At 39.4% G+C, this 21,726-nt stretch carries 21 protein-coding genes and 1 other annotated feature; of the genes, 6 read left to right on the top strand and 15 right to left on the bottom strand.

Annotated features, from left to right (window positions below):
• Window positions 1-54: 54 nt before the first annotated feature.
• Window positions 55-274, bottom strand: a binding site (T-box leader).
• A gap of 69 nt (window positions 275-343) precedes the next feature.
• The 6 genes from V6670_RS11330 to V6670_RS11305 form a co-directional block, all read right to left on the bottom strand.
• Complete coding sequence (locus V6670_RS11330; protein ID WP_338654415.1) at window positions 344-2,050, bottom strand: EAL domain-containing protein; 1,707 nt, start codon at window positions 2,048-2,050, stop codon at window positions 344-346.
• 391 nt (window positions 2,051-2,441) lie between these two features.
• Window positions 2,442-2,603 (bottom strand): transcriptional regulator, encoded by a 162-nt coding sequence (locus V6670_RS11325; protein ID WP_338654413.1) that lies wholly within the window; start codon window positions 2,601-2,603, stop codon window positions 2,442-2,444.
• A 217-nt stretch (window positions 2,604-2,820) separates the two neighbouring features.
• A complete protein-coding gene (locus tag V6670_RS11320; protein WP_036126419.1) occupies window positions 2,821-2,970 on the bottom strand; it encodes a hypothetical protein in 150 nt (49 codons plus the stop codon).
• A gap of 175 nt (window positions 2,971-3,145) precedes the next feature.
• A complete protein-coding gene (locus V6670_RS11315; RefSeq protein WP_036126434.1) occupies window positions 3,146-3,640 on the bottom strand; it encodes a DinB family protein in 495 nt (164 codons plus the stop codon).
• A 57-nt stretch (window positions 3,641-3,697) separates the two neighbouring features.
• The gene (locus V6670_RS11310) at window positions 3,698-4,660 is read right to left on the bottom strand and encodes a tyrosine recombinase XerC (RefSeq protein ID WP_186436160.1); all 963 of its coding nucleotides are present in this window, start codon (window positions 4,658-4,660) and stop codon (window positions 3,698-3,700) included.
• Window positions 4,661-5,135: 475 nt separating this feature from the next.
• A complete protein-coding gene (locus V6670_RS11305) occupies window positions 5,136-5,549 on the bottom strand; it encodes a hypothetical protein (RefSeq protein WP_338654409.1) in 414 nt (137 codons plus the stop codon).
• Window positions 5,550-5,625: 76 nt separating this feature from the next.
• Here V6670_RS11305 and V6670_RS11300 point away from each other — a divergent pair, with 76 nt between their 5' ends.
• The 3 genes from V6670_RS11300 to V6670_RS11290 all read left to right on the top strand — a co-directional run bounded on the left by V6670_RS11300 (window position 5,626) and on the right by V6670_RS11290 (window position 8,951).
• Window positions 5,626-7,116, top strand: coding sequence for a circularly permuted type 2 ATP-grasp protein (locus V6670_RS11300; RefSeq protein WP_338654407.1), 1,491 nt, complete (start codon window positions 5,626-5,628; stop codon window positions 7,114-7,116).
• Window positions 7,070-8,035 (top strand): alpha-E domain-containing protein, encoded by a 966-nt coding sequence (locus V6670_RS11295; RefSeq protein WP_338654405.1) that lies wholly within the window; start codon window positions 7,070-7,072, stop codon window positions 8,033-8,035. The genes V6670_RS11300 and V6670_RS11295 overlap by 47 nt, the downstream gene beginning before the upstream one ends.
• Window positions 8,036-8,096: 61 nt before the next feature.
• Window positions 8,097-8,951 carry a transglutaminase family protein gene (locus V6670_RS11290; RefSeq protein ID WP_338654402.1) on the top strand — a complete coding sequence of 285 codons (855 nt, stop codon included), beginning with the start codon at window positions 8,097-8,099 and terminating at the stop codon, window positions 8,949-8,951.
• Window positions 8,952-8,994: 43 nt separating this feature from the next.
• Here the strand turns inward: V6670_RS11290 and V6670_RS11285 are convergent, their stop codons facing one another.
• Window positions 8,995-9,870, bottom strand: coding sequence for a site-specific integrase (locus V6670_RS11285; protein WP_338654401.1), 876 nt, complete (start codon window positions 9,868-9,870; stop codon window positions 8,995-8,997).
• A 366-nt stretch (window positions 9,871-10,236) separates the two neighbouring features.
• On the opposite strand from V6670_RS11285, the gene V6670_RS11280 reads away from it, so the two are divergent.
• On the top strand, window positions 10,237-11,031 hold the full coding sequence (locus tag V6670_RS11280; protein WP_036126440.1) for an enoyl-CoA hydratase/isomerase family protein: 795 nt from the start codon (window positions 10,237-10,239) through the stop codon (window positions 11,029-11,031).
• 44 nt (window positions 11,032-11,075) lie between these two features.
• Here the strand turns inward: V6670_RS11280 and V6670_RS11275 are convergent, their stop codons facing one another.
• Both V6670_RS11275 and V6670_RS11270 read right to left on the bottom strand, forming a co-directional pair.
• A complete protein-coding gene (locus V6670_RS11275) occupies window positions 11,076-11,891 on the bottom strand; it encodes a hypothetical protein (protein ID WP_141904387.1) in 816 nt (271 codons plus the stop codon).
• A gap of 287 nt (window positions 11,892-12,178) precedes the next feature.
• Window positions 12,179-12,247, bottom strand: a complete 69-nt coding sequence (locus V6670_RS11270; protein WP_338654594.1) for a hypothetical protein — start codon at window positions 12,245-12,247, stop codon at window positions 12,179-12,181.
• A gap of 371 nt (window positions 12,248-12,618) precedes the next feature.
• On the opposite strand from V6670_RS11270, the gene V6670_RS11265 reads away from it, so the two are divergent.
• On the top strand, window positions 12,619-13,794 hold the full coding sequence (locus tag V6670_RS11265; protein ID WP_338654399.1) for an aminotransferase class I/II-fold pyridoxal phosphate-dependent enzyme: 1,176 nt from the start codon (window positions 12,619-12,621) through the stop codon (window positions 13,792-13,794).
• A 59-nt stretch (window positions 13,795-13,853) separates the two neighbouring features.
• Here V6670_RS11265 and V6670_RS11260 read toward each other — a convergent pair whose 3' ends face one another.
• The 3 genes from V6670_RS11260 to V6670_RS11250 form a co-directional block, all read right to left on the bottom strand.
• Complete coding sequence (locus tag V6670_RS11260; protein WP_338654396.1) at window positions 13,854-14,219, bottom strand: cupin domain-containing protein; 366 nt, start codon at window positions 14,217-14,219, stop codon at window positions 13,854-13,856.
• A 91-nt stretch (window positions 14,220-14,310) separates the two neighbouring features.
• Window positions 14,311-15,510: an AI-2E family transporter gene (locus V6670_RS11255; protein WP_141904389.1), complete on the bottom strand. Its 1,200-nt coding sequence runs from the start codon at window positions 15,508-15,510 to the stop codon at window positions 14,311-14,313.
• A gap of 64 nt (window positions 15,511-15,574) precedes the next feature.
• The gene (locus V6670_RS11250; protein WP_141904390.1) at window positions 15,575-16,525 is read right to left on the bottom strand and encodes an LCP family protein; all 951 of its coding nucleotides are present in this window, start codon (window positions 16,523-16,525) and stop codon (window positions 15,575-15,577) included.
• A 174-nt stretch (window positions 16,526-16,699) separates the two neighbouring features.
• Between V6670_RS11250 and msrA the strand changes: the two genes are divergently transcribed.
• Complete coding sequence (gene msrA, locus V6670_RS11245; RefSeq protein ID WP_141904391.1) at window positions 16,700-17,221, top strand: peptide-methionine (S)-S-oxide reductase MsrA; 522 nt, start codon at window positions 16,700-16,702, stop codon at window positions 17,219-17,221.
• A gap of 54 nt (window positions 17,222-17,275) precedes the next feature.
• On the opposite strand, the gene recQ is transcribed toward msrA, so the two are convergent.
• The 3 genes from recQ to V6670_RS11230 form a co-directional block, all read right to left on the bottom strand.
• Complete coding sequence (gene recQ, locus V6670_RS11240; RefSeq protein WP_338654393.1) at window positions 17,276-19,048, bottom strand: DNA helicase RecQ; 1,773 nt, start codon at window positions 19,046-19,048, stop codon at window positions 17,276-17,278.
• Between the two features lie 7 nt (window positions 19,049-19,055).
• On the bottom strand, window positions 19,056-20,159 hold the full coding sequence (locus tag V6670_RS11235) for a hypothetical protein (protein WP_141904393.1): 1,104 nt from the start codon (window positions 20,157-20,159) through the stop codon (window positions 19,056-19,058).
• Window positions 20,160-20,413: 254 nt separating this feature from the next.
• Window positions 20,414-21,622 (bottom strand): MFS transporter, encoded by a 1,209-nt coding sequence (locus tag V6670_RS11230; RefSeq protein WP_338654391.1) that lies wholly within the window; start codon window positions 21,620-21,622, stop codon window positions 20,414-20,416.
• Between the last annotated feature and the right edge of the window lie 104 nt (window positions 21,623-21,726).

The raw sequence follows: 21,726 nt of genomic DNA, 5'->3' as shown, positions 1-21,726 counted from the left end.
TTCAGCGAGCTGTTACTATCAAGCTGAATGAAAAAAGCACAAAGCTGTCCTCTGAATAAGGACGTCTTTGTGCTGGATAGACGTGGTACCACCTTGATTTAGCTTTAAGTAAAACTTAAAACCCTCTCACGTTTGGTAACGAAAACGAATCGGTTATGTTTGCATAACATCTCCGTGGTAGGTGTTCAGTAAAGAAGCGGTGATATAGCTCTCAGCAATTGCTATATTTTCTGTCTCACAATTCTTACTTACTTGGCCACATCATCAAATTAAATATTGTATAAACTGTTTGGCTTTATCCCACTTTAGCAAAATCATTCAGGAATAGCAATTCATAACTGGTCTATTTTGTCACAGAATTAACGATTAAATCTGTAAAATCATCTACAGACAATGGCTTACTGAAATAATAACCCTGCACATACTCACAGCCATGCTCACGAAGTACGTTCAATTCAGCTTCTTCCTCGACACCTTCAGCAACTACTTGAAGATTTAAAGCATGTGCTAAGGAAATCATAGCTGAAATCATCGCAATCCCTGATTTTTCAGGCACAATGTCACGGACAAAGGCACGGTCAATTTTAAGGACATCCACTGGGAATTTTTTTAAGTAGTTTAATGATGAATAGCCTGTCCCGAAATCGTCTAATGAAATCGTAATACCCAATGCCCGTAATTGCTTGATCGTATCAATTAAATCTTCCGTATAATCAAGCATACTCATTTCCGTAATTTCAATTTCTAATAAGTGTGGGTCAATACCTGTTTCTGCAATGACTTCACACACCATGTCCACAAAGCTACCTGTACTAATATGAATCGGAGAAATATTGACGGCTACGCGCAATGTTAAATTATGTGCTTCATTCCAAAAACGAGCTTGAGCACAGGCTTTATGTAATACCCAAACACCGATATCATTAATAAGCCCACATTCTTCTGCAAATGGAATAAAACGATCTGGTGGAATATGACCTAATTCAGGATCATACCAGCGTAGCAAGGCTTCCATGCCAATGACCGTATCTGTTTTTAAATCAATTTTAGGCTGGTAATGTAATTCTAAGCGGTCCTGTTTTAATGCTTGGTGTAATTTTGTTTCTAATAGAAGCCATTTATCGTTGGCTTCATCCATATTGTCACGGTATAAACGGTACTGATTTCCACGCGTAGATTTTGCTGCATACATGGCAATATCCGCATTTTTCAATAATTCTTCTACAGAGTTTGCATGATCTGGGAATATACTAATGCCGATACTGATGCTTGCATAAAATTCATAGGTATCGACGATGAAACTTTCATTGAAGACATTAATGATTTCTTTGGCCATTTCGTCAATGCGACTGACGTCATTTAAAATCATGACAAATTCATCACTATTGTGGCGATAGAATGAATTAGATGTATAATCAACATTTCGTAGACGATTCGACATTTCCACTAAAAACATATCGCCGATAATATGACCAAGCCCGTCGTTAATGTGTTTGAATCGATTCACATCAATGAAAAATAACGCAAATTTATCTCCTGTACGTCGAGATTGATGGAATTCATTTTCTAAACGCTGTTCTAGTTTACGACGATTTGGCAGTCCTGTTAATTCATCGTGATAAGCAATATGGGTAATTTTTTTTATGTCCTTTTGCGCTGTAATATCGACGCGAATGGCGATATATTGATAAGGCTTTCCCTTTTCATCAAGGAATGGGAAAATCGTTGTCTTTACCCAATATAAACTGCCATCTTTCGCACGATTGCACACCTCGCCATTCCACATATCACCATTACCTATTGTTCTCCACATCTCTCTAAAGAAAGATTTAGGATGGAAGCCCGAGTTAAGTAAACGGTGATCTTGACCTAATAATTCTTCACGCGTATACTTCGAAATTTTGCAAAAATGATCATTAACAAACGTAATTTTCCCGGTACGATCGGTAATCGCTACAATGATGGAACTATTCATGGCGGAAAAGATATCTTGTAATTCTTTTAGACTATAGTTCATTTGATTAATGCTATTAGGCGTGATATTCATCATTTTCATTCTCCGTTCATTAAAATATGAAGGGTTTGGTACTTTTGCTTTATCTTACAGCGAGGTATAAAGTTGTGGTATATCGCCCTTTTTTATGTAATTATATTATAGTCTTAGAAAAGCAGTTAATTCAACCCAAATATCAAAAACATCTAAAGCCCTATTTGATGATTTATGAGAAAATAGCCAAAAAATAGCGGTTATAAACACCCTAAATTTACCTAATTGTAAAGTTTTTCGATACTTTTGTACTATTGAAAGTGCTTTCTTTAGGCTATTTATCTATTAAATACAAATTTCAATTATGCTAGATAAAGAGAATGTAGCTATGTAAATTTTTTGTGAAAGCAAAAATACCTTACGAACCCACAGAGGTAATAAGGTATTTTACAAGTTAAGAAACCTCATATTCGATTGACTCTTCTGATGATTTTGCATATTGGTTATATGCATGTAACTGCTCTTGCGATAAATAATAGTGAAAATTAATAGGCTCTAGTCCGTGCTCCTCACATACTTGGCGGTAAAATTCATAACCCTCTCGATAATCTGTCACTCTTCTAACTTCCTTTCATGATTGCTACTAAATGTGTTTTTTTGTTTTTGTTATATAACAGTATTATTATTTTCTAAAAATATATAACAGAGTGTAATGCTTGTCAATAAATTATCTGAAATTTCTTTTATAAATCACAAAAGCCCGAACCATTGTATTTAGTATGGCTGGGCTTTTCATAAAATATTCACGTCGGCTTCCGTCATAACCACGTCCTTTAAATGCCTAATTGTTTTGCTTGCATGTTATAAGCAGACAGTTGTTGCTGTGATAACTGTAATACATAATAACGGAAAGAAATTGGCTCTAATCCATAACGCTCACACATTTCACAATAAAATTCATAGCCGTCTCGATACTTTGTCATTAAAAATTCCTCCTTGATTTGAAAACTGTTTTATAACAGTTGTTATTATTTTTATTTAATATATAACAGATTATGTAGCACGTCAAGAGGTTATGATAGAAAAAACATATAACAATAAAAGGAATTTGGCTCACATTTGTGCGCTCAAATCCCTCTATACTTACTTGCCATATGTTTATTTCATTATTTCTTGTATTTGCTCGATATGACGCTGCTCGTGTAAATAAACCATTTCAATCCATTGATCGAGTGGCAATGTACCTAAGGCTGGGTGCTTCACAGCATATTTTGTTAAAATTTCAGGTTCTTCAATTGTTTGTAAAAAAGCGAGAAAATTCATTCTTGTTGTGGCTAGTAAATCTAGCATCTCCTGAACGGTAAAAGGCTGATCTATTGGCTCCACAATAGTTGGTGCTTGAAATTTTTTTGTTCTATCCAAAACAACAAGCTGAACATTTTTTCTTGCAGGTGATGATTGTTCCTGGGCTTGTAATCCCCATGTAATGGCTTTTTTGGCTGCTTCCTCTACTAACACAAGATGATGACAGATTTGTGCTACACTCCAGCTTTGTGCATCTGGTTTGTCATTAAAGCTTGTATTGTCTAAGTTTTGAATCGTTTGAAGTAATTGCGCCCTTGTTGCGTCGAATTGTTCTTTTGCTACTAACATCATAAGTTAACCTCCTTCATTTGGCATACTACTATATTCGACAGAGAGGGGTAAAAATCATCTCTCGCGCACAATATTAAAGGGATTATTGTCTAAAACATGTTGTAGCTGCTCGTCCTCTATATGCGTATAAATTTGAGTCGTCGCTACACTTGAATGTCCTAAGATATGCTGTAAGCTCCGAATATCTGCACCAGCTTTATACATCATAGTCGCAGATGTATGACGCAACTTATGTGGTGTAAGTCGTTCCTTTTGAAGACCTGATTGTTGATTAATACGTTTCACGATTTTGGCCACGGTTTGGCGCGTAAAGCGTGTTCCTTTTTGTGAGACGAAAAGAGGCTCATCCCCGTCCCCCTTATAAGGCGTTTTCCCACTATTTTCATAATCTGCGAGTGCCTGCAAACAGCTATCGTTTAAGTAGACAGTACGCTCCTTATTGCCCTTCCCGACAACCGTTAAATAACGTCCTTGAATAGATGTTTTATTGAGCTGGCAAAGCTCCGTCACACGTATTCCTAAATTTAAGAAAAACATCATCATACAGTAATTTCTTGGTGATGCCTGATTTGTTGGTATTCCATCGATAAATTGAGTAGCCTCTTGAAGATTCATATAAATTGGTCTTTTTCGGCCAATTTTTGGTGTTTCTAATTCTTCTGCTGGATTTTCCTCGATAAGTCGACGTTTTCCTTTTAAGTACTTGAAAAAAGATTTTAATGTCGCCACTTTTCGTGCCCTCGAAGCAGCAGAATTTCCTCGCTGTACTTCACAGTACTCCATAAAGTAATAAAGATCCTCTAATGTAATATCACGAATTTCTTCTATTGTAATAGTGGCAATATCAATGGCTACTAAATTTTCTATATCCAGATCCTCCTGGATTGCTTTATGGAAACGGAAAAATAAGGTTAGGTCATATTCATATTCTTTTCTTGTGCGCTGTGATTTTCCTTTGATGGTCGTTAAATAAACTAGAAAATCCTTCATGAATTTCGGTTGCTTGATATTTTGCATGCTAATCACCTCTATTTGCTCTATTTTACCACGAAAAAACGTTCCCAAATATAAATTTGGGAACTTTATTGAAAAAAATGCCCTTTTTCACAATACAGAACAAATGTTCTTTTTAAGCAATAAAAAAATCCCCTTTTTTAAAAAAGAGGATTTCCTTTTAAATCTTTTGTGACAGTTGCAGGAAAATAGTCATAAAGTTCACGTTAAATGAATATTAAAATCTAGTATACTTCATCTTGCTTCAGCTTAAATGCTTGTCTTGCCCACCTTCTACTAAACCGTCAAAAAGGGCTATGTCTTATGGCAATATCGGTGTGATCAATATCAAGTAGGTAGCTTGAGCATTGTTTATTTACTTGAAAACAAAGCGTCAGCAGCCATTACGAGGAGTCGCAATTCGCTTGCCCTGTGAGACGCTTTGAAAAAATAGAAGATGGGTCACTCCATGTCGATTCGTCTCACAACATGCATGGTATTATTTTACAAAAACTGAATAAGCACCGTCTGCCTGTTTTGTTAGTGACCAGTTTGTCGATAACATTTGCTGAAGTCTTGCGACTGTCTCCTCATTACACGTTAAATGCTGGATACCTGTTTCTAACAGTTGGTAATCCTTCCCTTCTTCCAATTGGAAGCGAAGCTGCAATAAACGTTGGATGCCTGGCAATGTTACATACTTGATTCGATAATGGCCATGGTACGCTTCTAAGAATTGTTGTTCCCCTTCTTTATAAAGAGCCATTGTCTCATTAAATTCATAGTTTGGTACTTGTTCTTGCCAAGCTGATACATCCCCCGTACGTAAAGCGTGTAAGATCTCTTCTTCTGAAAAATTTAATTTAGATAGTTTATCTAATTCATAAGCTTGCATTAAATTAATGATGGTCATGATTGTTAGCTCCTTATATGTATTTATTCACAGTGTAACATGTTTTCACTACTACTTGAATTCGGAGGCGATCCATATGATGAATTTATATGATTCTAGTCTGTTTTTCGATGAAATGTTTGATGGCAATCAGCCGAAGCCTCATTATCAATCTTTTCATCATAAGCTATCCTTTTTTTCTCAGGAGCAACTTGAAGAAAAGTATCGACAAGCACAAGCAAGCTTTCTCAGACAAGGAATTACCTTTACGGTCTATGGAGCGCAAGATGGAACTGAGCGTACCATGCCCTTTGATTGTGTCCCCATTATTATTCCTCAAACGAAGTGGGCCATGATTGAGGCAGGCGTCAAACAGCGTGTGCAAGCCCTCAATTTATTTTTGCAGGATGTTTATGGGCAACAAAGGATTATTCGAGACGGTTTTATTCCAAGACAGCTTATTGAAAATAATCCGTATTTTACGGCAACAATGATGGGTTTCCAAGTACCGATTGCGAATCATATATTTTTAGCAGGGATTGATTTAATACGGGATGAAAAGGGTGATTATCATGTATTGGAAGATAATTTACGCAATCCTTCTGGCATTTCCTATGTCTTTGAAAATCGTGATGTCATGAAGGAAGTGTATCCTGAATTTTTCTCTAAGCATACCATCCAACCACTTGATAAACACATCGCTTATATGAAAAAAGCACTTCTTGTGCACCGCCCACCTTCCATGCAAGCAAAGAGAGAGCCTAAAGCCGTGCTACTAACAGCTGGCATGTACAATTCAGCTTATTACGATCATGTCTTTTTAGCCCAGCATTTAAATATACAGCTCGTAGAGGGTCGTGATTTAGTGGTACAGGATTTGAAAGTATATATGAAAACCATTTATGGTCTACAGCAAATTGATATTATTTATCGTCGTATTGATGATGATTTTTTAGATCCTGTTGTCTTTCGTGAGGATTCTTTATTAGGTGTTCCACATTTAATGGCAGCCTATCAAGCTGGTCATGTCGCCATCTTAAATGCTGTTGGCAACGGGGTTGCTGATGATAAAGCAATGTATGCCTATGTACCACAGATGATTCGGTATTACTTGCAGGAGGAGCCTATTTTACCGAATGTGAAAACCTATCATTTAGGAGATGATAAGCAACGAGCATGGGTGCTAGAACATATTCAAGAGCTAGTCATTAAGAATGTGAGTGCCTCTGGCGGCTATGATATGTTGATTGGCCCGCATGCTAGTGAGGAAGAAATTGCTTTGTTTAAGCAAAAAATTAGAAAGCAGCCATTTCAATATATTGCACAACCAACGATTAAATTGTCTAGAGCCCCTGCCTTTCAAAATGGACGATTCTATCCTTGTCATGTCGATTTACGAGTTTATGTCATGAAGGGTGAGGATTGTTACGTGTTGCCTGGCGGTTTATCTCGAGTGGCCCTACAAGAAGGATCACTTGTCGTAAATTCCTCACAAGGTGGTGGTGCTAAGGATACGTGGATACTAAAGGAGGAGTTGCAGCATGCTAAGTCGAGTAGCCGACGCGCTGTACTGGATGGCACGGTATAGTGAACGCACACAATCAAATGCACATATATTACAGGTACAGCTGTTGAATATGTTGGAGCAATCGGGGCAAGAACATGCTTATCTTGATCATTGGGAGGCTGTCTTAGCTATTTGTGCCTCTAAGGAGGAATATTTAGCGAATTACCCAGCCATACGTGTCAACCCATTGATTGACTATCTACTCTTTTCCGAGAAAAACGGCAATGCCCTCCACGTTACATTACGTGCCATACGAGAAAATGCACGGGTTATTCGTGATAGTATACCAACTGAGCTATGGGAAATACAAAATGCCTTTTATTTAACGAAGCAACAGGCCATACTGACAAGAGAACGTCCCATTCCACTTATTGAACTTCAAGCATTTTTACAGGAAGTAAGAAAAACTCTATGGATGGAGAACGGGTTAATCGAGAGCACGATGGATCGTGATCTTCCCTTTTATTTCATGCAGGTTGGTAAATGGCTTGAACGAGCAGAAAAAACGCTGCGGATGACGTTAAGTATAGTGGAACAACAGAAGCTGTCTGGCCTATCCCTGTTAGAGGATGATGGTAGCTTTTTATTGGCGCTTACAGCAGCAAGAGAGTCTTATATGCGGAAACATTGCCAGACGAATTTACTTGCGGTTATTCGCTATTTAGTACAGGATGAGCATTTCCCATGTTCTGTGATGTTTTGTCTAAAGAAAATAGAGGAAGCTATTACGGCGATTGAACATGATTCTTTATCCTCAAGATTTTTAACACTGCATACAAGCATTCGTAGCCTCATCCTAGCAATCAATCATCTTGATTTTTGGCAAATGACTATTGAAGAAACGATGACTATAATGGAGGAAAGACTGTCGCAATGTATAGCTTTTAGTGATACCTTTTCGACAGTCTATCATTTATATGAACCCAGCATACAACCTTGAAAGGAACCCACCACAGCTCCCTTTCAACAGGCAAGTCAGTAAGCAGAAGGAAGCGGACACGATGAAATTTGAAATTCAGCATACCAATATTTTTCAATATGAGTCTGAAGTCGATCAAAGCTTGAATACGATTCGTTTAAAGCCTCGCAGTGATGAGCGGCAGCGATTATTATCGTATCGAATTGCCATTACGCCATCCTCCCTGACCCGTGAGCATACGGATATTTGGGGTAATACAGTCGGTTCTTTTTATATACCGGAGCAGCATCAAATACTCGAAATTCATACATCTTCGATTGTTAGTATTCAGCGTGCACCATTTATTCATCGTATTCAATATTCGCCCGAAATGCAGACCATTTTTCATTCACAGCTATTTTATGAGCATTATTTACCGTATTTAAAAGCAACTCATTTTACTTTTATGACCGATCAGCAATTAGAGGAAGTTTATCATGTGATTGGTCATGCTGAAAATCCAGTGCTCTTTTCACTCAATTTAATGCAATATTTATATGCTAGCTTTGAGTATGATCCTACAGCGACAGTTGTAACGACAACAGCAAGTGAGGCATTTGCATTAAAACGGGGAGTTTGTCAGGATTTCACCCATGTGATGCTTGCTGTTTTGCGAGCTAAAGGCATTCCTGCTCGTTATGTCAGTGGTTACTTATATGTGGATGAAAATTCAGCCCTCATTGGTGATAGTGCTACACATGCCTGGGTGGAAGTCATGATACCAGGTATTGGCTGGATTGGTCTTGATCCAACAAATAATGTAGAAGTTTTAGAAAATCATATTATTTTATGTATAGGTCGCGATTATAGTGATATTAGCCCTGTTGAAGGTGTTTATAGTGGAGGCAAGCATGATTTAACGGTCAAAGTTAGTGTCAAAGCATTGAATCATTTATAATAGGCGTGCAGTAATGGTGATAAATCGCGATTACTGCACGCTTTTATTCGAAGCGTTGCTGTCTTTCTGTCAGCACCCATTTCCTCACATAGCCCATTTCTTGTTGGATATGCTCCAGCGTTTTTTCCTGCTGAAAAGCCCGTTGCATAACGGTATATCGCAAATCGGTTGCTCTTATATTTTTCCCTATATCTTGTGACATCGTTTGAAAAATACGCTCCACGGTCTTCGTTGAAATTGGCTTCGCAACACTTGCCTCACTTACCCAAACCCATTCCCCCACCTCTTGCCCATGTAATACTGTTGTCTCTAGTTTATACTGAGCTAGCATGTCCATTAGTACAGAAGAACATTTTATTTCTCGACGGCCATTTCGATTCGCAATAAAAAGGGTTGCCTTTTCTTCGTTAAAATGAGTCCATTTCATTCGCACAAGCTCTGCAGGCTTACAACCTGTTTCCATCAACATTTGGACTATACAGCCATTGCGTCTAGCCAGCCAAGCATGCTCCTCTGTTTTTGCATATTGAAAATAGGTTGGCCAAACGTTGGCAATTTGCATAATCTGCGTATTGGTCAGTACTTGCAGCACCTCTTTTTGCCTTTTTTTCGGCTGTAAAATGGGCTGATAATCAAAAGGTGTCACCCATTCTCGTAAAAAAATAAAGTCTACAAAGCCTCTCAATGTCGCTATTTTATGGTTAAATGTATTGATATTGCAGTAGATTTCCTTGAGATAGTCACAATAAAGCTGTAATAGATTTTTTAATTGATGATCCACATACAAGTATTGGTGTTCATGGGCGAACGTTAAAAATTGCTGTCCATCCATGTTGTACTGCTTTTTTGTGGCAGCACTTTTTTTCAATGATTGCAGCAGTAAGATGTAACTATTCCATGCTTCCTTGAGTGTGACCATATTGCCCCTCCTTGTTTGCTGTGCGTCATGTCATTTTATTTTACTATATTTTGGGTGCGTGTGTTTTAATTCATTTTATAATACATTAGTGTCGGATAATCTGTAATAACGATACACAAGCCGCTTCCAGTCTTCAAATGCCCCTTACGTGCATAAGAAACATATGTTCCTATAGTAGTTTCTCATATCTTTTGCTTTCTTACAATAGTAAATTCCGCTCCCCTGTTATAGAACAATAAATGCTAACTATTCCCTACATTCTTGTATAACAACGCAATTTTATGTGAAAATTCATATCATTTCGTGTTTATAGTTGATTGTGTTATATAATAAAGATAGACATTAATACGTAGGAGGCTTTCCACTATGCAAGTAAAGACGACACGATTGGAAGCAGAAGATGCAAAAATCATTTATCAAGAAACAGCTGGACTAGCGATAATTACGATTCACCGACCACAGGCAAAAAATGCGTTAACCGCAAACATGTGGGATCAATTAGCAAAGATTGCCCTACAAGTATTAGACAATCCGAAAAATAAAGTACTCATTTTACGAGGCTCTGGTCAAAGCTTTACCGCAGGCTCTGATATTAAAGAATTCAATGCCATCTCACTTGAACAAGCCGAGGAGGCGTTTGTACATATGGAAAAAACCATTTCAACAATTGAGCGCCTTCCGATTCCAACAATCGGCGTCATCAACGGACCTGCGATGGGCGCTGGTTTAGAATTGGCATTAGCTTGTGATATCCGCATTGGCTCAGACAAAGCCAAGCTCGGCATTCCTGTCGGAAAATTAGGCATCACCATAAACAATAAATTTGCGCAACGTTTAGTACAGCTCGTTGGTCCTGCGACTACAAAGGATTTAGTCTTTACAGGACGCATGTTTAAAGCGGAGGAAGCCTTCAAGCTTGGGATGCTTAACTACTTAGTAGCCGAAAAGGATTTAAATAAATATATGATTCGCATGGGCAAGCTTGTGGCAGGCATGTCGCCGGAGTCCTTGCTTGCTGTGAAGCAATCCGTTCAAGAATGTCTCGATAGTGTGCCGACATTATGGCAAGGCTCTTCACCTTTTGTAGGCAGCGATTTCGCCGAAGGCTGTCGTGCCTTTGTGGAAAAACGTCAGCCACAGTTCAGCCGTCAACCAAAATAAAAACAGGTACTCTTGGCGCAAAGTGCGTTGGGAGTACCTGTTTTTCACGCCTTTTTCTTTTGTATAGCCGTCTTGACATGAACATGAATCGCATCTAATTCATAGCCAAATTGCAAATAAAACGCCTTCTGCACCGCCTGCTGTAGCTCTAGCAAACGCGCTGCTAATGGATAATCTATCGGTAGCTTTACTTGTATGGTCAGAATCGCTTGAGCCTGATCTCCTAACAAAAATTGGGCCTGTTCCACCTTCTGTACAATTGCTTGTTGACTACAGCAATACGTCAGTAGCTGAACATAAACATGCTTGCTAATTTCAATATACTCCCGTTGAAAATCAGGCCGCACTATCGTTGTTTCCCCGATTTTTTCGCGCTTTGATGAAAAAATCTCCATGCCCTTTTGTACCAATCGTTTAAAAAAGTTTTGCTCCACTTGTCGATAAGGAATTGGCATCACATGCTTGCCCTGCGTTTGACGAATAAAACGAGCTTTTTGAATTTCCTTAAAGGAACGAACATCCTCCACATCGTAATAATGTTCAATGGGTCCAAGATCTAGCTGCTTGGCAATACTATTCGTCATTTTAGTGGATGTCCCAATTAGTAAAATGGACTGCACCTTCTGACTTACTAACGCTTTTTTGACAGCCTCACGATGTTCTTGTTCCGTAAAAATGGCACGTCGTACAGCGGTAATTGTATTTTTTTCGAATTTGGCAGAAATGCCAGCAACTCTTATTCCATTGACAATGAGAAGACCATCATCAATGATAGCCTCCACTCCTAATTTATGAGCAAAGGCAAGGGCACTCGTACTTTTACCTGTGCCGCTTGGTCCACTTAACGAATATACCTTCACTGCCCTCTCCCTCCCTTACTAAATGGTCTGCACATCAGGTAGTATCATTCATACATGCTTCGAAATAGTGTGCATGCCGCAAATATGGTATTCCAAGTCAGCAGCTGCGTAGGTTTTTACATACAATGCCCCCTAGTCTTGGCTGTAGACAATTGAAAATCGTAATACTGAACGATTCAGCTTGTTTTGCCCATACTCATCCAGCATTGCCACTGTCAACAATAGGCGAACATCAATACGATGGCTATCCTTTAATACTATTCAGTATGTATAGCTGCAAGCAAAGTCTATGTCCAATCTTGTAAAAAGGAGGTTGTTTCTGTTACGGCGCAGACAATATCGAAATCTTGCAACATATCGTTCACTGCTGAGTCAGCTATTCAATGGTGCTCTCCCCACCTGAAAAACTTTATACTCAGTATAATACAATTTTCTCTTTGAAGGTATTTATAGTCGCTTATCCCAACATCAGACAATCTATTTTCGCTAGCCTATGCACACATCCTCTACATTATATAAATATTTTCTTTTTTCAGAATATCTGCCCATTTCTGTGCTTTAGTATGATAAAATGTGTACTACTATTCTGTTATCTCGCATAAACAGGCCCGTAAGCAAACAATGGTCTGTTAAAGCCCGATTTGTGCAAACAAACAATTAGCGTAGACAAGAGAATCATCTACGCATTGACGTTGCACTTTATACAACGATAAGGAGTGTACTAGTTTTGAAAATCGTACCATCTAAAAAAATGTCATTATTTACACCAGCAATTTTCGGAGATTTGAAAAATTTTGCCCGTGAGCAGCAAGCAAAGGGCATGACCTTGATTGACTTAAGCTTAGGAAGCCCTGATCTTCCTCCACATGCCAAAATACGTGAGCATCTTTCTTATCGCGCAGGGTTAGCTGAATCTTACGGCTACACACTGACAGGCACACAGCGTTTTTATGAAGCCGTTAGTCGCTACTATAAGCGTCGTAGCCATGTCGACTTAGATCCCGCTACGGAAATTATTCAAACCATTGGCTCTCAAGAAGGCCTTGTCCATTTACCGATAGCCTTTTGTGACCCAGGAGACATCGTCTTATCCACAAACCCAGCCTATGTTGCCTATGATGCAGGAATTCACTTAGCGGGGGCAACACCTTATTACATGCCTCAAACGGCCGACAATGGTTATTTACCTGACTTAGACGCTGTCCCAGTAGAAATTGCTGAGAGAGCAAAGCTATTGATTTTAAACTTACCAGGGAATCCTGTACCAGCGATGCCGTCCTTAGCGTATTTTGAAAAAGTCATTGCCTTTGCCAAAAAATATAATGTTATCGTCCTTCATGATGCGGCATACTCCGAGTTTTATTTTACAGGTGATGGTCCGATTAGCTTCCTTGCAGCACCAGGTGCAAAAGAAGTTGGCATGGAGATTAACTCCCTCTCCAAAAGCTTTAGTCTTGCAGGAACGCGTATTGCCTATATCGCAGGAAATGCTGAAATGATCGCCGTTATCAAGCAATTAAAATCAAATTTAGACTTCGGTATTTTTGAGCCTATTCAAGATGCAGCAGTCGTCGCACTTGATAACGCAGAAGAAATTACGGAAAGCTTACGTGCCACATTCTCAGAACGTCATAAAACGCTGATGAACGGCTTACAAGCATTAGGCTGGGAAGCCGCCCCATCTGATGGTGGAATGTTCGTTTGGGCAAAATATCCGTTCGATATGGACTGTACAGAACTAGCCTTTCAATTGATTGAACAAGTTGGCATTGTAACCGTTCCTGGCACCGTGTTTGGTACGGCTGGACAAGGCTATTTACGTTTAGCATTGGTGCAACCAAAGGAACTTCTTCAAGAAGCTGTTGATCGCTTAGCACAAGTGCAATTACTGGCACAAAGTTAGTGCATAAACCCTTCTAACCTTGTCTGTTAGAAGGGTTTTACTATGACTATTCAGGAATGTTAAATCCACACATCATTTTCAGCAGTTAGCTCTGATGGTGCTTCGCCTGTATTGACAACCCCCATTGGCTCTACAAGTAGAATTTTACACTCAGAAGCCGCATAAGGTTTATGTTCAACATGGCGTGGTACGACAAACATCTCTCCTTCATTTAAACGCACTTCACCATCTCTGAATTCGATGATTAGCTGCCCTTCAATGACGATAAACACTTCATCCGTATCATCATGTTTATGCCAAACAAAATCCCCTTGTACTTTAACTAATTTAAATTGATAATCATTCATTTCAGCAATCACTTTCGGAGACCAATGCTCTTGAAACTTAGCCAATTTTTCCTGAAAATTAATCGGTATGTATGCCATGCCCTTTTCCCCCATCCTTTTGATGAATCTACTAATAAGGATAACACACATCAAAAAAACAGCTACTGTCAAACGGCAGTAGCTGTTTTTATCACACATCATATTTTTGATGAACATCATCTTCGTAACGGTTGTAACGCTGTTTAAAGAGCTTGAATAAATGGGTCACCAGCACCTTAAAGATCGCATAGCCTGGAATCCCTAAAATAACACCAGGAACACCGAATAATGAGCCTGCCGTTAATAAGACGAAAATGATCGTGATCGGGTGAATACTGAGTGATTTGCCCATGATTTGAGGAGAAATGAATTTTCCTTCGATTAATTGAACAATCGTCCATACAATCGCCAGCTTAATCAACATCAATGGAGATGTGACAAGGGCAATAATAACGGCTGGTGTAATGGCAATGACCGGCCCCAAATAAGGAACTACACTTGTAATCATCGCTAGGAATCCAAGCAATAAAGCATATTTCATGCCAATGATTAAAAAGCCAATGGTCACCATTGCTCCAATACACATAGATACTAAAATTTGCCCCTGTATGTATGAACTAATTTGCTTGTCCATGTCATGGAAAATTTCAGTGACTTCTTTACGCATACGTGGTGGGCACACTTTCAGCATAAATTTCGGTAGTTTTTCGCCCTCTTTTAGTAAATAAAATAAAATGAATGGCACGGTTACAAGTGATAGCACAATACCTGTTAAGGTTGAAAGGAAGCCCGTAATACCTGTGGCCACACCTTGCGCTACATTCGCAGCTGTTTCCCTCACAGTTTTCACCATATCTGTAGTGAAGTTTTTAACCACTTCATTGTAATCAAAATTAATTTTATCTAAATAATCGTTAAAACGTGAATTGTTCAAGAATGCAACGATATTTTGTGTAAACTTCATGAAATACTCTGGGAATTCCTGTGCTAAGTTCGTGAACTGGTCGCGTAAAAATGGATAAACTAACACAACGAGTAGTGTAATGACACCAATAACCGCAATGTAGAGTATTAAAATCCCCCAAATTCTTGGGATTCGCCATCTGACCAAGATCGCCAACAATGGACGTAATAAATAGTAGCCTATGACGGCTAGTACCCCTGGTAAAATCACTACTTCAAATAATACTTGTAACGGGGTAAAGATAAAGGAAACCTGATTAAACATAAAAATAACACATGCAACTAGTAATAAAATCACCAGCATAAATAATAGGTTTCTACCACCTAAAAAACGAATAAACTTGGTTGCTAATAGGCTTGAACGCTCTTTTGGTCTTTCTTTTTCCATATATCCACCCCAATCCAAATGCTCTACCTTTATATTACAGGATAATGTTGGTTTTTGCGAAACATCACTCCAGTGAAATACCTAAAAATTCACTTAAAAAGGCTTTGTTTTGCTCCACATCAATGACGATGGAATCGCCCGCATGACTAAAGTTTTGGAATTGATAGCTGCCTTCGATGGGAATCGTTGCTTTTTCAATGTTGACCTTGCCTTTAGATAGCAATTTAAGCACTTGCTGCATTTCCTCAGCAGATGAATAATCGGTTGTTATATAGCCCTGTGCAGCTCCAACAAATTTTGGTAAATTTAACATGTTCGTAGGCGTTAATAGCTCTGTTTTTAAAGCCTCAATGACTTTTTGCTGACGCGCAACACGACCGAAATCTCCTTCAGCATCGTGACGGAAACGAGCATAGCCTAATAGCTCCTGTCCATTTAAATGATGAACACCTTGCTTTAACTCTACCCCAATATTTTCAGACATATCCTTTTCTACATCCATTTCCACACCATTTGGCGCTAAAATGTCCACTAATGATTCAAAGTTTTTAAAATCAATTAGGGCATAATGATGAATCGGTAAGCCAAACATATTTGTCAATGTTTCCTTTAATAGCTGTACACCGTCTAGGTAGTAAGCTGTATTAAGTTTATAGGATTGATAGCCTGGGATATCTGCGTAAATATCACGCATAAAGGACACAAGCTTAATATCATTGTTTGCTTTATTCCAGGATAATACCATCATCGTATCTGTACGAGATTTTTCCTCGCCACGTGTATCGACTCCTAAAATTAAATAGTTCTCAATATCCCCTTTGATTGTATCTCCAGAAAAATCCTCCTGCGCTACTTTCGTATCATTCGCCAGCTCAAGCCCGCTGCGATATTGCATGACAGCATATCCGACGATGACAATGATACACAGTAATAATAGTGTAAAAATTGCTCTCCCTTTACGTAATTTACGTTTTTTAGGACGTTGGGAGCGTCTCGTATAATCTTGCTCTTCCATAACAACTAACTCCTCTATTTTGATATAGTTAATGTAACGATTGATTAGCTAGAAAGTTTCATTTTGGCAATAAGCTATTCCATGTTTTTCTATCTCATCATTATTTTACACCTAATTGCTCAGTTTCGAGCAAAACAATGCTATAATATTTTCACAAAAGAAAGGATGATGTAAATGATCGAAAAAGCTACATTTGCTGGCGGATGTTTTTGGTGCATGGTGAAGCCATTCGTCGAGTGGGACGGTATACATAAAGTGACTTCTGGCTATATGGGCGGCCATTTAGAAAACCCAACCTATGAAGATGTTAAGGAAGGGGCTTCGGGCCATTTAGAAGTGGTCGAAATTGAATTCGATCCTGCTATTTTTAGTTATGAGCAGCTCCTTGATATTTACTGGATGCAAATTGACCCAACGGATGCTTATGGACAGTTCCATGATCGTGGAGAATCCTATACAACAGCTATTTTTACCTACACAGATGAGCAAAAGCAAATCGCAGAGGCCTCAAAAGAAAAGCTTGCCAATAGTGGACGCTTTGATAAACCTATTGTAACCAAAATTCGCGATGCTGAACGCTTCTATCCAGCAGAAGACTATCACCAAGATTATTATAAAAAAGAGACGGAACACTATCAGCAAGATCGTGCCATTTCTGGCCGTGATACATTCATAACAAAGCACTGGGAACAATAATGAAAAGAGGTGTCTCACAATGGAGAGACACCTCTTTCTACGTAATAAGCACTATTACACGGAAGCTTCTAAAAACGATTGTAATGCGTCAAAGAATTGCTTACCGTACTTATCAAATTTTACCTCACCAATACCGCTCACCTGTCGTAAATCCTCCAGTACGGCTGGCTTCTTATCACATAAATCACGCAATGTTTTGTCAGAGAACACTACAAATGGTGGCACCTTTTCTTCATCTGCAATCTCTTTGCGCAATACGCGTAAATGTTCGAATAAAGGATCGTTGTCCACCAGCTTCTTCACTGCGACAGCTTCCTTGCGCATAACCTGTCGTTTGCCAAGCAGTACTTCCTTGCCATTCGCTGATACATATATGGTTGGGAATGTCCCATGCTTCACAGCAAGTAAACCTTCCGCAATTAAAAATTCAATAAAGTTCGAAACATCCTTTGAGGCATATTTTCCTTTTAAGATGCCATAGGTCGATAAACGTGCAAAGCCAAATTCCGCTATTTTTTGATTTTTAGAGCCAATCAACACCTGAGCCACCATGGTCTTGCCGAATTTTTGTCCCATGCGTACCACACAGGCTAACACCTTTTGTGCATCCTCAGTCACGTCTGTCACTGCTCGCCCATCATTGCAATTACTACAGCGCCCACAAGGCTCCTCTGGCTCTTCAGCAAAATAGGATAAAATCGCATTTTGTAAGCAGCCCTCTGTATGGCAATAATCGACCATCGTTTGGAGCTTGGCTAATTCTTGGGCTATACGTGCTTCATCCTGTGTTTGTTCAATTAGAAAACGCTGTGTTTGGACGTCCCCAGAAGCATATAATAAAATACAGGCACTCGGCAGACCATCACGTCCTGCACGACCCGCTTCTTGGTAATAACTCTCCATATTACGAGGCATTTGATAATGCAACACAAAGCGCACATTACTTTTATCAATCCCCATACCAAAAGCATTCGTTGCTACCATAATACGTGCTTCATCTTTTAAAAACCGCTCCTGCTCAGCTATTCGCAAGTCCTCTGACAGACCCGCATGGTATTTCGCAACCGCTTCACCAGAACGACTCAGCATGTCATAAATCGCGTCTACTGCTTTTCGAGTGGCTGCGTAAATAATGCCGACTTCCTGTTTATTTTGTTGTACATAATTTTTTACATAACGTTCTTTATTTTCACCAATTAGTACGGACAGCGCCAAATTTTCACGTGAAAAGCCTGTCATGACTGTCGCTTGCTCATCAATCGTTAGTAATTGGCGAATATCATCACAGACAGCTGGTGTCGCAGTGGCTGTCAGCGCTAAAACCGCGGGCTTTTGTGGCCATAGTGTAAACAGCTTTTGAATGGAGCGATAGCTTGGTCTAAAGTCATGCCCCCATTGCGAGATACAGTGTGCCTCATCTACCGCTATTAACGGCACAGGTAAATAGGATAGTGCTTGCAGAAAGGATACACTTTCCAATCGCTCAGGCGCAATATAGAGAAGTTTTAAATAGCCTGCGCTCGCTAGTTGCATTGTTTCATCTACTTCCTGTGCCGACAACGTACTGTTAATATAGGCGGCAGGAATGTTCGCCGCACGTAAAGCCTCCACCTGATCTTGCATCAGAGATATAAGGGGGGAAATGACAATAGTTAACCCATCTAGCATTAATGCCGGAATTTGATAGCAAATGGATTTCCCTCCACCAGTTGGCATGACACAAAGGCTCGACAGCCCTCTTAATGTTTGTTCTATAATTTGGGCTTGTCCTTGGCGAAAGGCTTCATAGCCAAAATGATGCTGTAGCATTTGTCTTGCTTGCTCCATGCAAAGTTCACTCCTCGTTTGTTAGACGAAGTAGCATGTACTCGCCCTGTTCATTTTTTTCGATTTCATACAGTATGATGGAATGGGCAAGTGCCTCCTGCCCTGCAGCATTCGTCAAAACATATTCCGTTTTGGCACGTAGAATAAGATGCTGGCCTTCTATACGAATAGCTTGAATATCCGTATTAGAGAAATGGATCTTGGCTTGTTTGGAAGCATAATAAGCAACCATGCTATTCAAGGTCTCTTGTAAATCCTCTGTTCCGACAATTGGTTTCATGACACTCGCATCCTGAATGGCCACAGCCGCCTTTAAATGCTTATGGAACGTATCTAAAAATAGCTTGATTTCATCTGTATTATACGCAAACACATTCTCACCATATTGCTCAATTGCTTGCTGTACAGCTTCTTTGTCACCTTGTTCTATATAGGGATATAAATTTTTGGATTGGGACAATCGTACACTTGCTTTCATACCATCTTCAATCCATTTATCCACGAATAATTGGATTTCCTTCATCGGCAATATGTATGGCTGGGACTCTCCTTGCTGTTGACGATTAAAATATAGTCCGACAATGGCTCCGTTTTCAGCCTCCATCACAGGACTTCCTAAAGGCATAGCTTGTTTCACATCTATATAATAGGCCGCTACCTTATCTTGATATTTCTGAATCGTGTAGGGCAAGCCATTCACATAAACGGCTAGCTGATTCAGCTCACCTTCATACGTTTTTGGCACATGCACATTCGCTTTATACGTTACTTGCAGAAGTGCTAGATTATGAGCTGTTGACATGACATGTACATTTGCTGCCATTAGCTTGTCCTGACCAAACTGAACAAGGGCCGTCGGTTTGGAAGCAACTAATGCACCATTTGTTAAAATATACAGCTGATCGTCCTGCTGCTTGATAATAATACCTGCCCCAACACCATACTCTCCGATGACTTTGACCTCTGGGACAATTTTTTCCTCTTGCTTGGTCACTGTCCCCTCAGTTTGAACCTCCGCATTTTTACTTTGAAACCAGCCTGTGCCTATTTGACTGTCACAGCCTGTAACGAGGAAAGCTGTCGCTCCTAACACGAGCATTTTTTTATACATACCTTCACCAAAACTTTCTATTCATCATTCTCTATTATCTATCATAATCAAGGATTTGTGATGTTTCAAGTTTACATAATATTATTATTTTTATAACAATGTTAGGGAAATGCGACAACACCGCTAAATATATTTCATTCTACCTATTATTATTTATGAAATACGAAATTTGCTATGAGGATTGGAGGATAACTGGACCTAAAAATAATTTTCACTAAAAAAGACATGCGCATTGCTTCACATGTCTTCTTCGATTATTTTTTTCTTAACAGTCCTGTCGATACGATAATGCCCACCATCAACAGTAAAAAGATGATATAAGTCCATGTATGATTGCCTGTGATATCATAGCAAACCCCAATCATAATGGGAATAATCGCACTCAGCATAAAGCCACCTGATAGCACCATGGATGACCAACTATTAGCCTCCTGATCATTTTTGGCTTCATCCAGCGGTAACAATAAGCCAATTGGAAATAGACCACTTAGAACAATGCCGATTAATAAAACAGCAAGCCATAAATAGGCACCTGACATAAGCCATAATAGCGTGAAACCAATTAATCCCACAAAGCCTAGTGCCAGTATCCATGCCATTCGACTTGACCATTTTTCCATGAGCATCGGCACTGCAATATTGCCGATCATTTGCACAATAGACATAAACGTCAGCATAGCACTTGCTGTTTCTAGTGATAAGCCTTTATCCTGCAACAGCGGTGTAAGCCACGCCATCATCGAAAAAAACAGCGAGGTTTGTAAGCCAAAGTACAGTAAGATTGCCCAAGCACGTCCAGATGTCCAAGGATTACGAGCATATTCAGTCGTCGTTATCTTCAGAACTTGTTTATTTTGCTGTGATGGTATGGCCCATAACCAAATAACTAGCGCCCCTAATGCAAGTAGAGCCCATATCCCAAGAGCGACGGTCCAGCTATTGCCGAACCTTTGATAAAATGTCACCGTTAAGGCCGCACTTAATGTAGCACCTACGCCAATGCCGAAGGAATAAATGCCAATAACGGTCGTAAAACGCTGTGGAAACTTTTTCTTAATAAAGGCATTTAAAATAGGACCAATCATCGCAATGGCTAAGCCTGCCGCAAAGCTTGTCACAATGAGCAAAGCATAGCTTTCTTGTAAAAGGCGTAGCCCATTGGCAAGGACGAGAATAGCCACTAAAAATGTTATGGCGGATTTCGTGCCAACCTTTCGCTGAAGCGGTACAGCCAATGGTGCAAATAACCCCATACAAAAAACGGGGATGGATGTCAGAAAACTCATACTTGTATTGGAGACATGTAAGGATGTCATCAGTACATTATAAAGTGGGCCAATCCCTGTTACTGCCGGTCTCATATTGAGTGCAACAAAAAATATACTGATGACCACTAGTATAAGTGAAAGGGTCCATTGTTTTTTTGCCATTTGTTCAATATCCTCTCTACTGCCACTCAACATTCATTGCTGAAAGAGTTTGTTTATTTATTCCTCTCTCCTTTTACCATGTTTTCGATAGACGGTCAATCTTGGGACAGTTTCTTGAAAATGGCTGTTTTTTATCT

It is taken from the genome of Lysinibacillus sp. Y5S-8, assembly GCF_036894365.1.
GTDB classification, from domain to species: Bacteria; Bacillota; Bacilli; order Bacillales_A; family Planococcaceae; genus Lysinibacillus; species Lysinibacillus fusiformis_D.
This window is presented reverse-complemented; position numbering and strand designations above follow the sequence as displayed.

Bases quoted from the DNA above. Each gene is read 5' to 3' on its own strand.
- V6670_RS11330 (WP_338654415.1), bottom strand. From the start codon at position 2,050: ATGATGAATATCACGCCTAATAGCATTAATCAAATGAACTATAGTCTA.
- V6670_RS11320 (WP_036126419.1), bottom strand. From the start codon at position 2,970: ATGACAAAGTATCGAGACGGCTATGAATTTTATTGTGAAATGTGTGAG.
- V6670_RS11315 (WP_036126434.1), bottom strand. From the start codon at position 3,640: ATGTTAGTAGCAAAAGAACAATTCGACGCAACAAGGGCGCAATTACTT.
- V6670_RS11310 (WP_186436160.1), bottom strand. From the start codon at position 4,660: ATGCAAAATATCAAGCAACCGAAATTCATGAAGGATTTTCTAGTTTAT.
- V6670_RS11305 (WP_338654409.1), bottom strand. From the start codon at position 5,549: ATGACCATCATTAATTTAATGCAAGCTTATGAATTAGATAAACTATCT.
- V6670_RS11300 (WP_338654407.1), top strand. From the start codon at position 5,626: ATGATGAATTTATATGATTCTAGTCTGTTTTTCGATGAAATGTTTGAT.
- V6670_RS11295 (WP_338654405.1), top strand. From the start codon at position 7,070: ATGCTAAGTCGAGTAGCCGACGCGCTGTACTGGATGGCACGGTATAGT.
- V6670_RS11290 (WP_338654402.1), top strand. From the start codon at position 8,097: ATGAAATTTGAAATTCAGCATACCAATATTTTTCAATATGAGTCTGAA.
- V6670_RS11285 (WP_338654401.1), bottom strand. From the start codon at position 9,870: ATGGTCACACTCAAGGAAGCATGGAATAGTTACATCTTACTGCTGCAA.
- V6670_RS11280 (WP_036126440.1), top strand. From the start codon at position 10,237: ATGCAAGTAAAGACGACACGATTGGAAGCAGAAGATGCAAAAATCATT.
- V6670_RS11260 (WP_338654396.1), bottom strand. From the start codon at position 14,219: ATGGCATACATACCGATTAATTTTCAGGAAAAATTGGCTAAGTTTCAA.
- V6670_RS11255 (WP_141904389.1), bottom strand. From the start codon at position 15,510: ATGGAAAAAGAAAGACCAAAAGAGCGTTCAAGCCTATTAGCAACCAAG.
- V6670_RS11250 (WP_141904390.1), bottom strand. From the start codon at position 16,525: ATGGAAGAGCAAGATTATACGAGACGCTCCCAACGTCCTAAAAAACGT.
- msrA (WP_141904391.1), top strand. From the start codon at position 16,700: ATGATCGAAAAAGCTACATTTGCTGGCGGATGTTTTTGGTGCATGGTG.
- recQ (WP_338654393.1), bottom strand. From the start codon at position 19,048: ATGGAGCAAGCAAGACAAATGCTACAGCATCATTTTGGCTATGAAGCC.
- V6670_RS11235 (WP_141904393.1), bottom strand. From the start codon at position 20,159: ATGTATAAAAAAATGCTCGTGTTAGGAGCGACAGCTTTCCTCGTTACA.
- V6670_RS11230 (WP_338654391.1), bottom strand. From the start codon at position 21,622: ATGTTGAGTGGCAGTAGAGAGGATATTGAACAAATGGCAAAAAAACAA.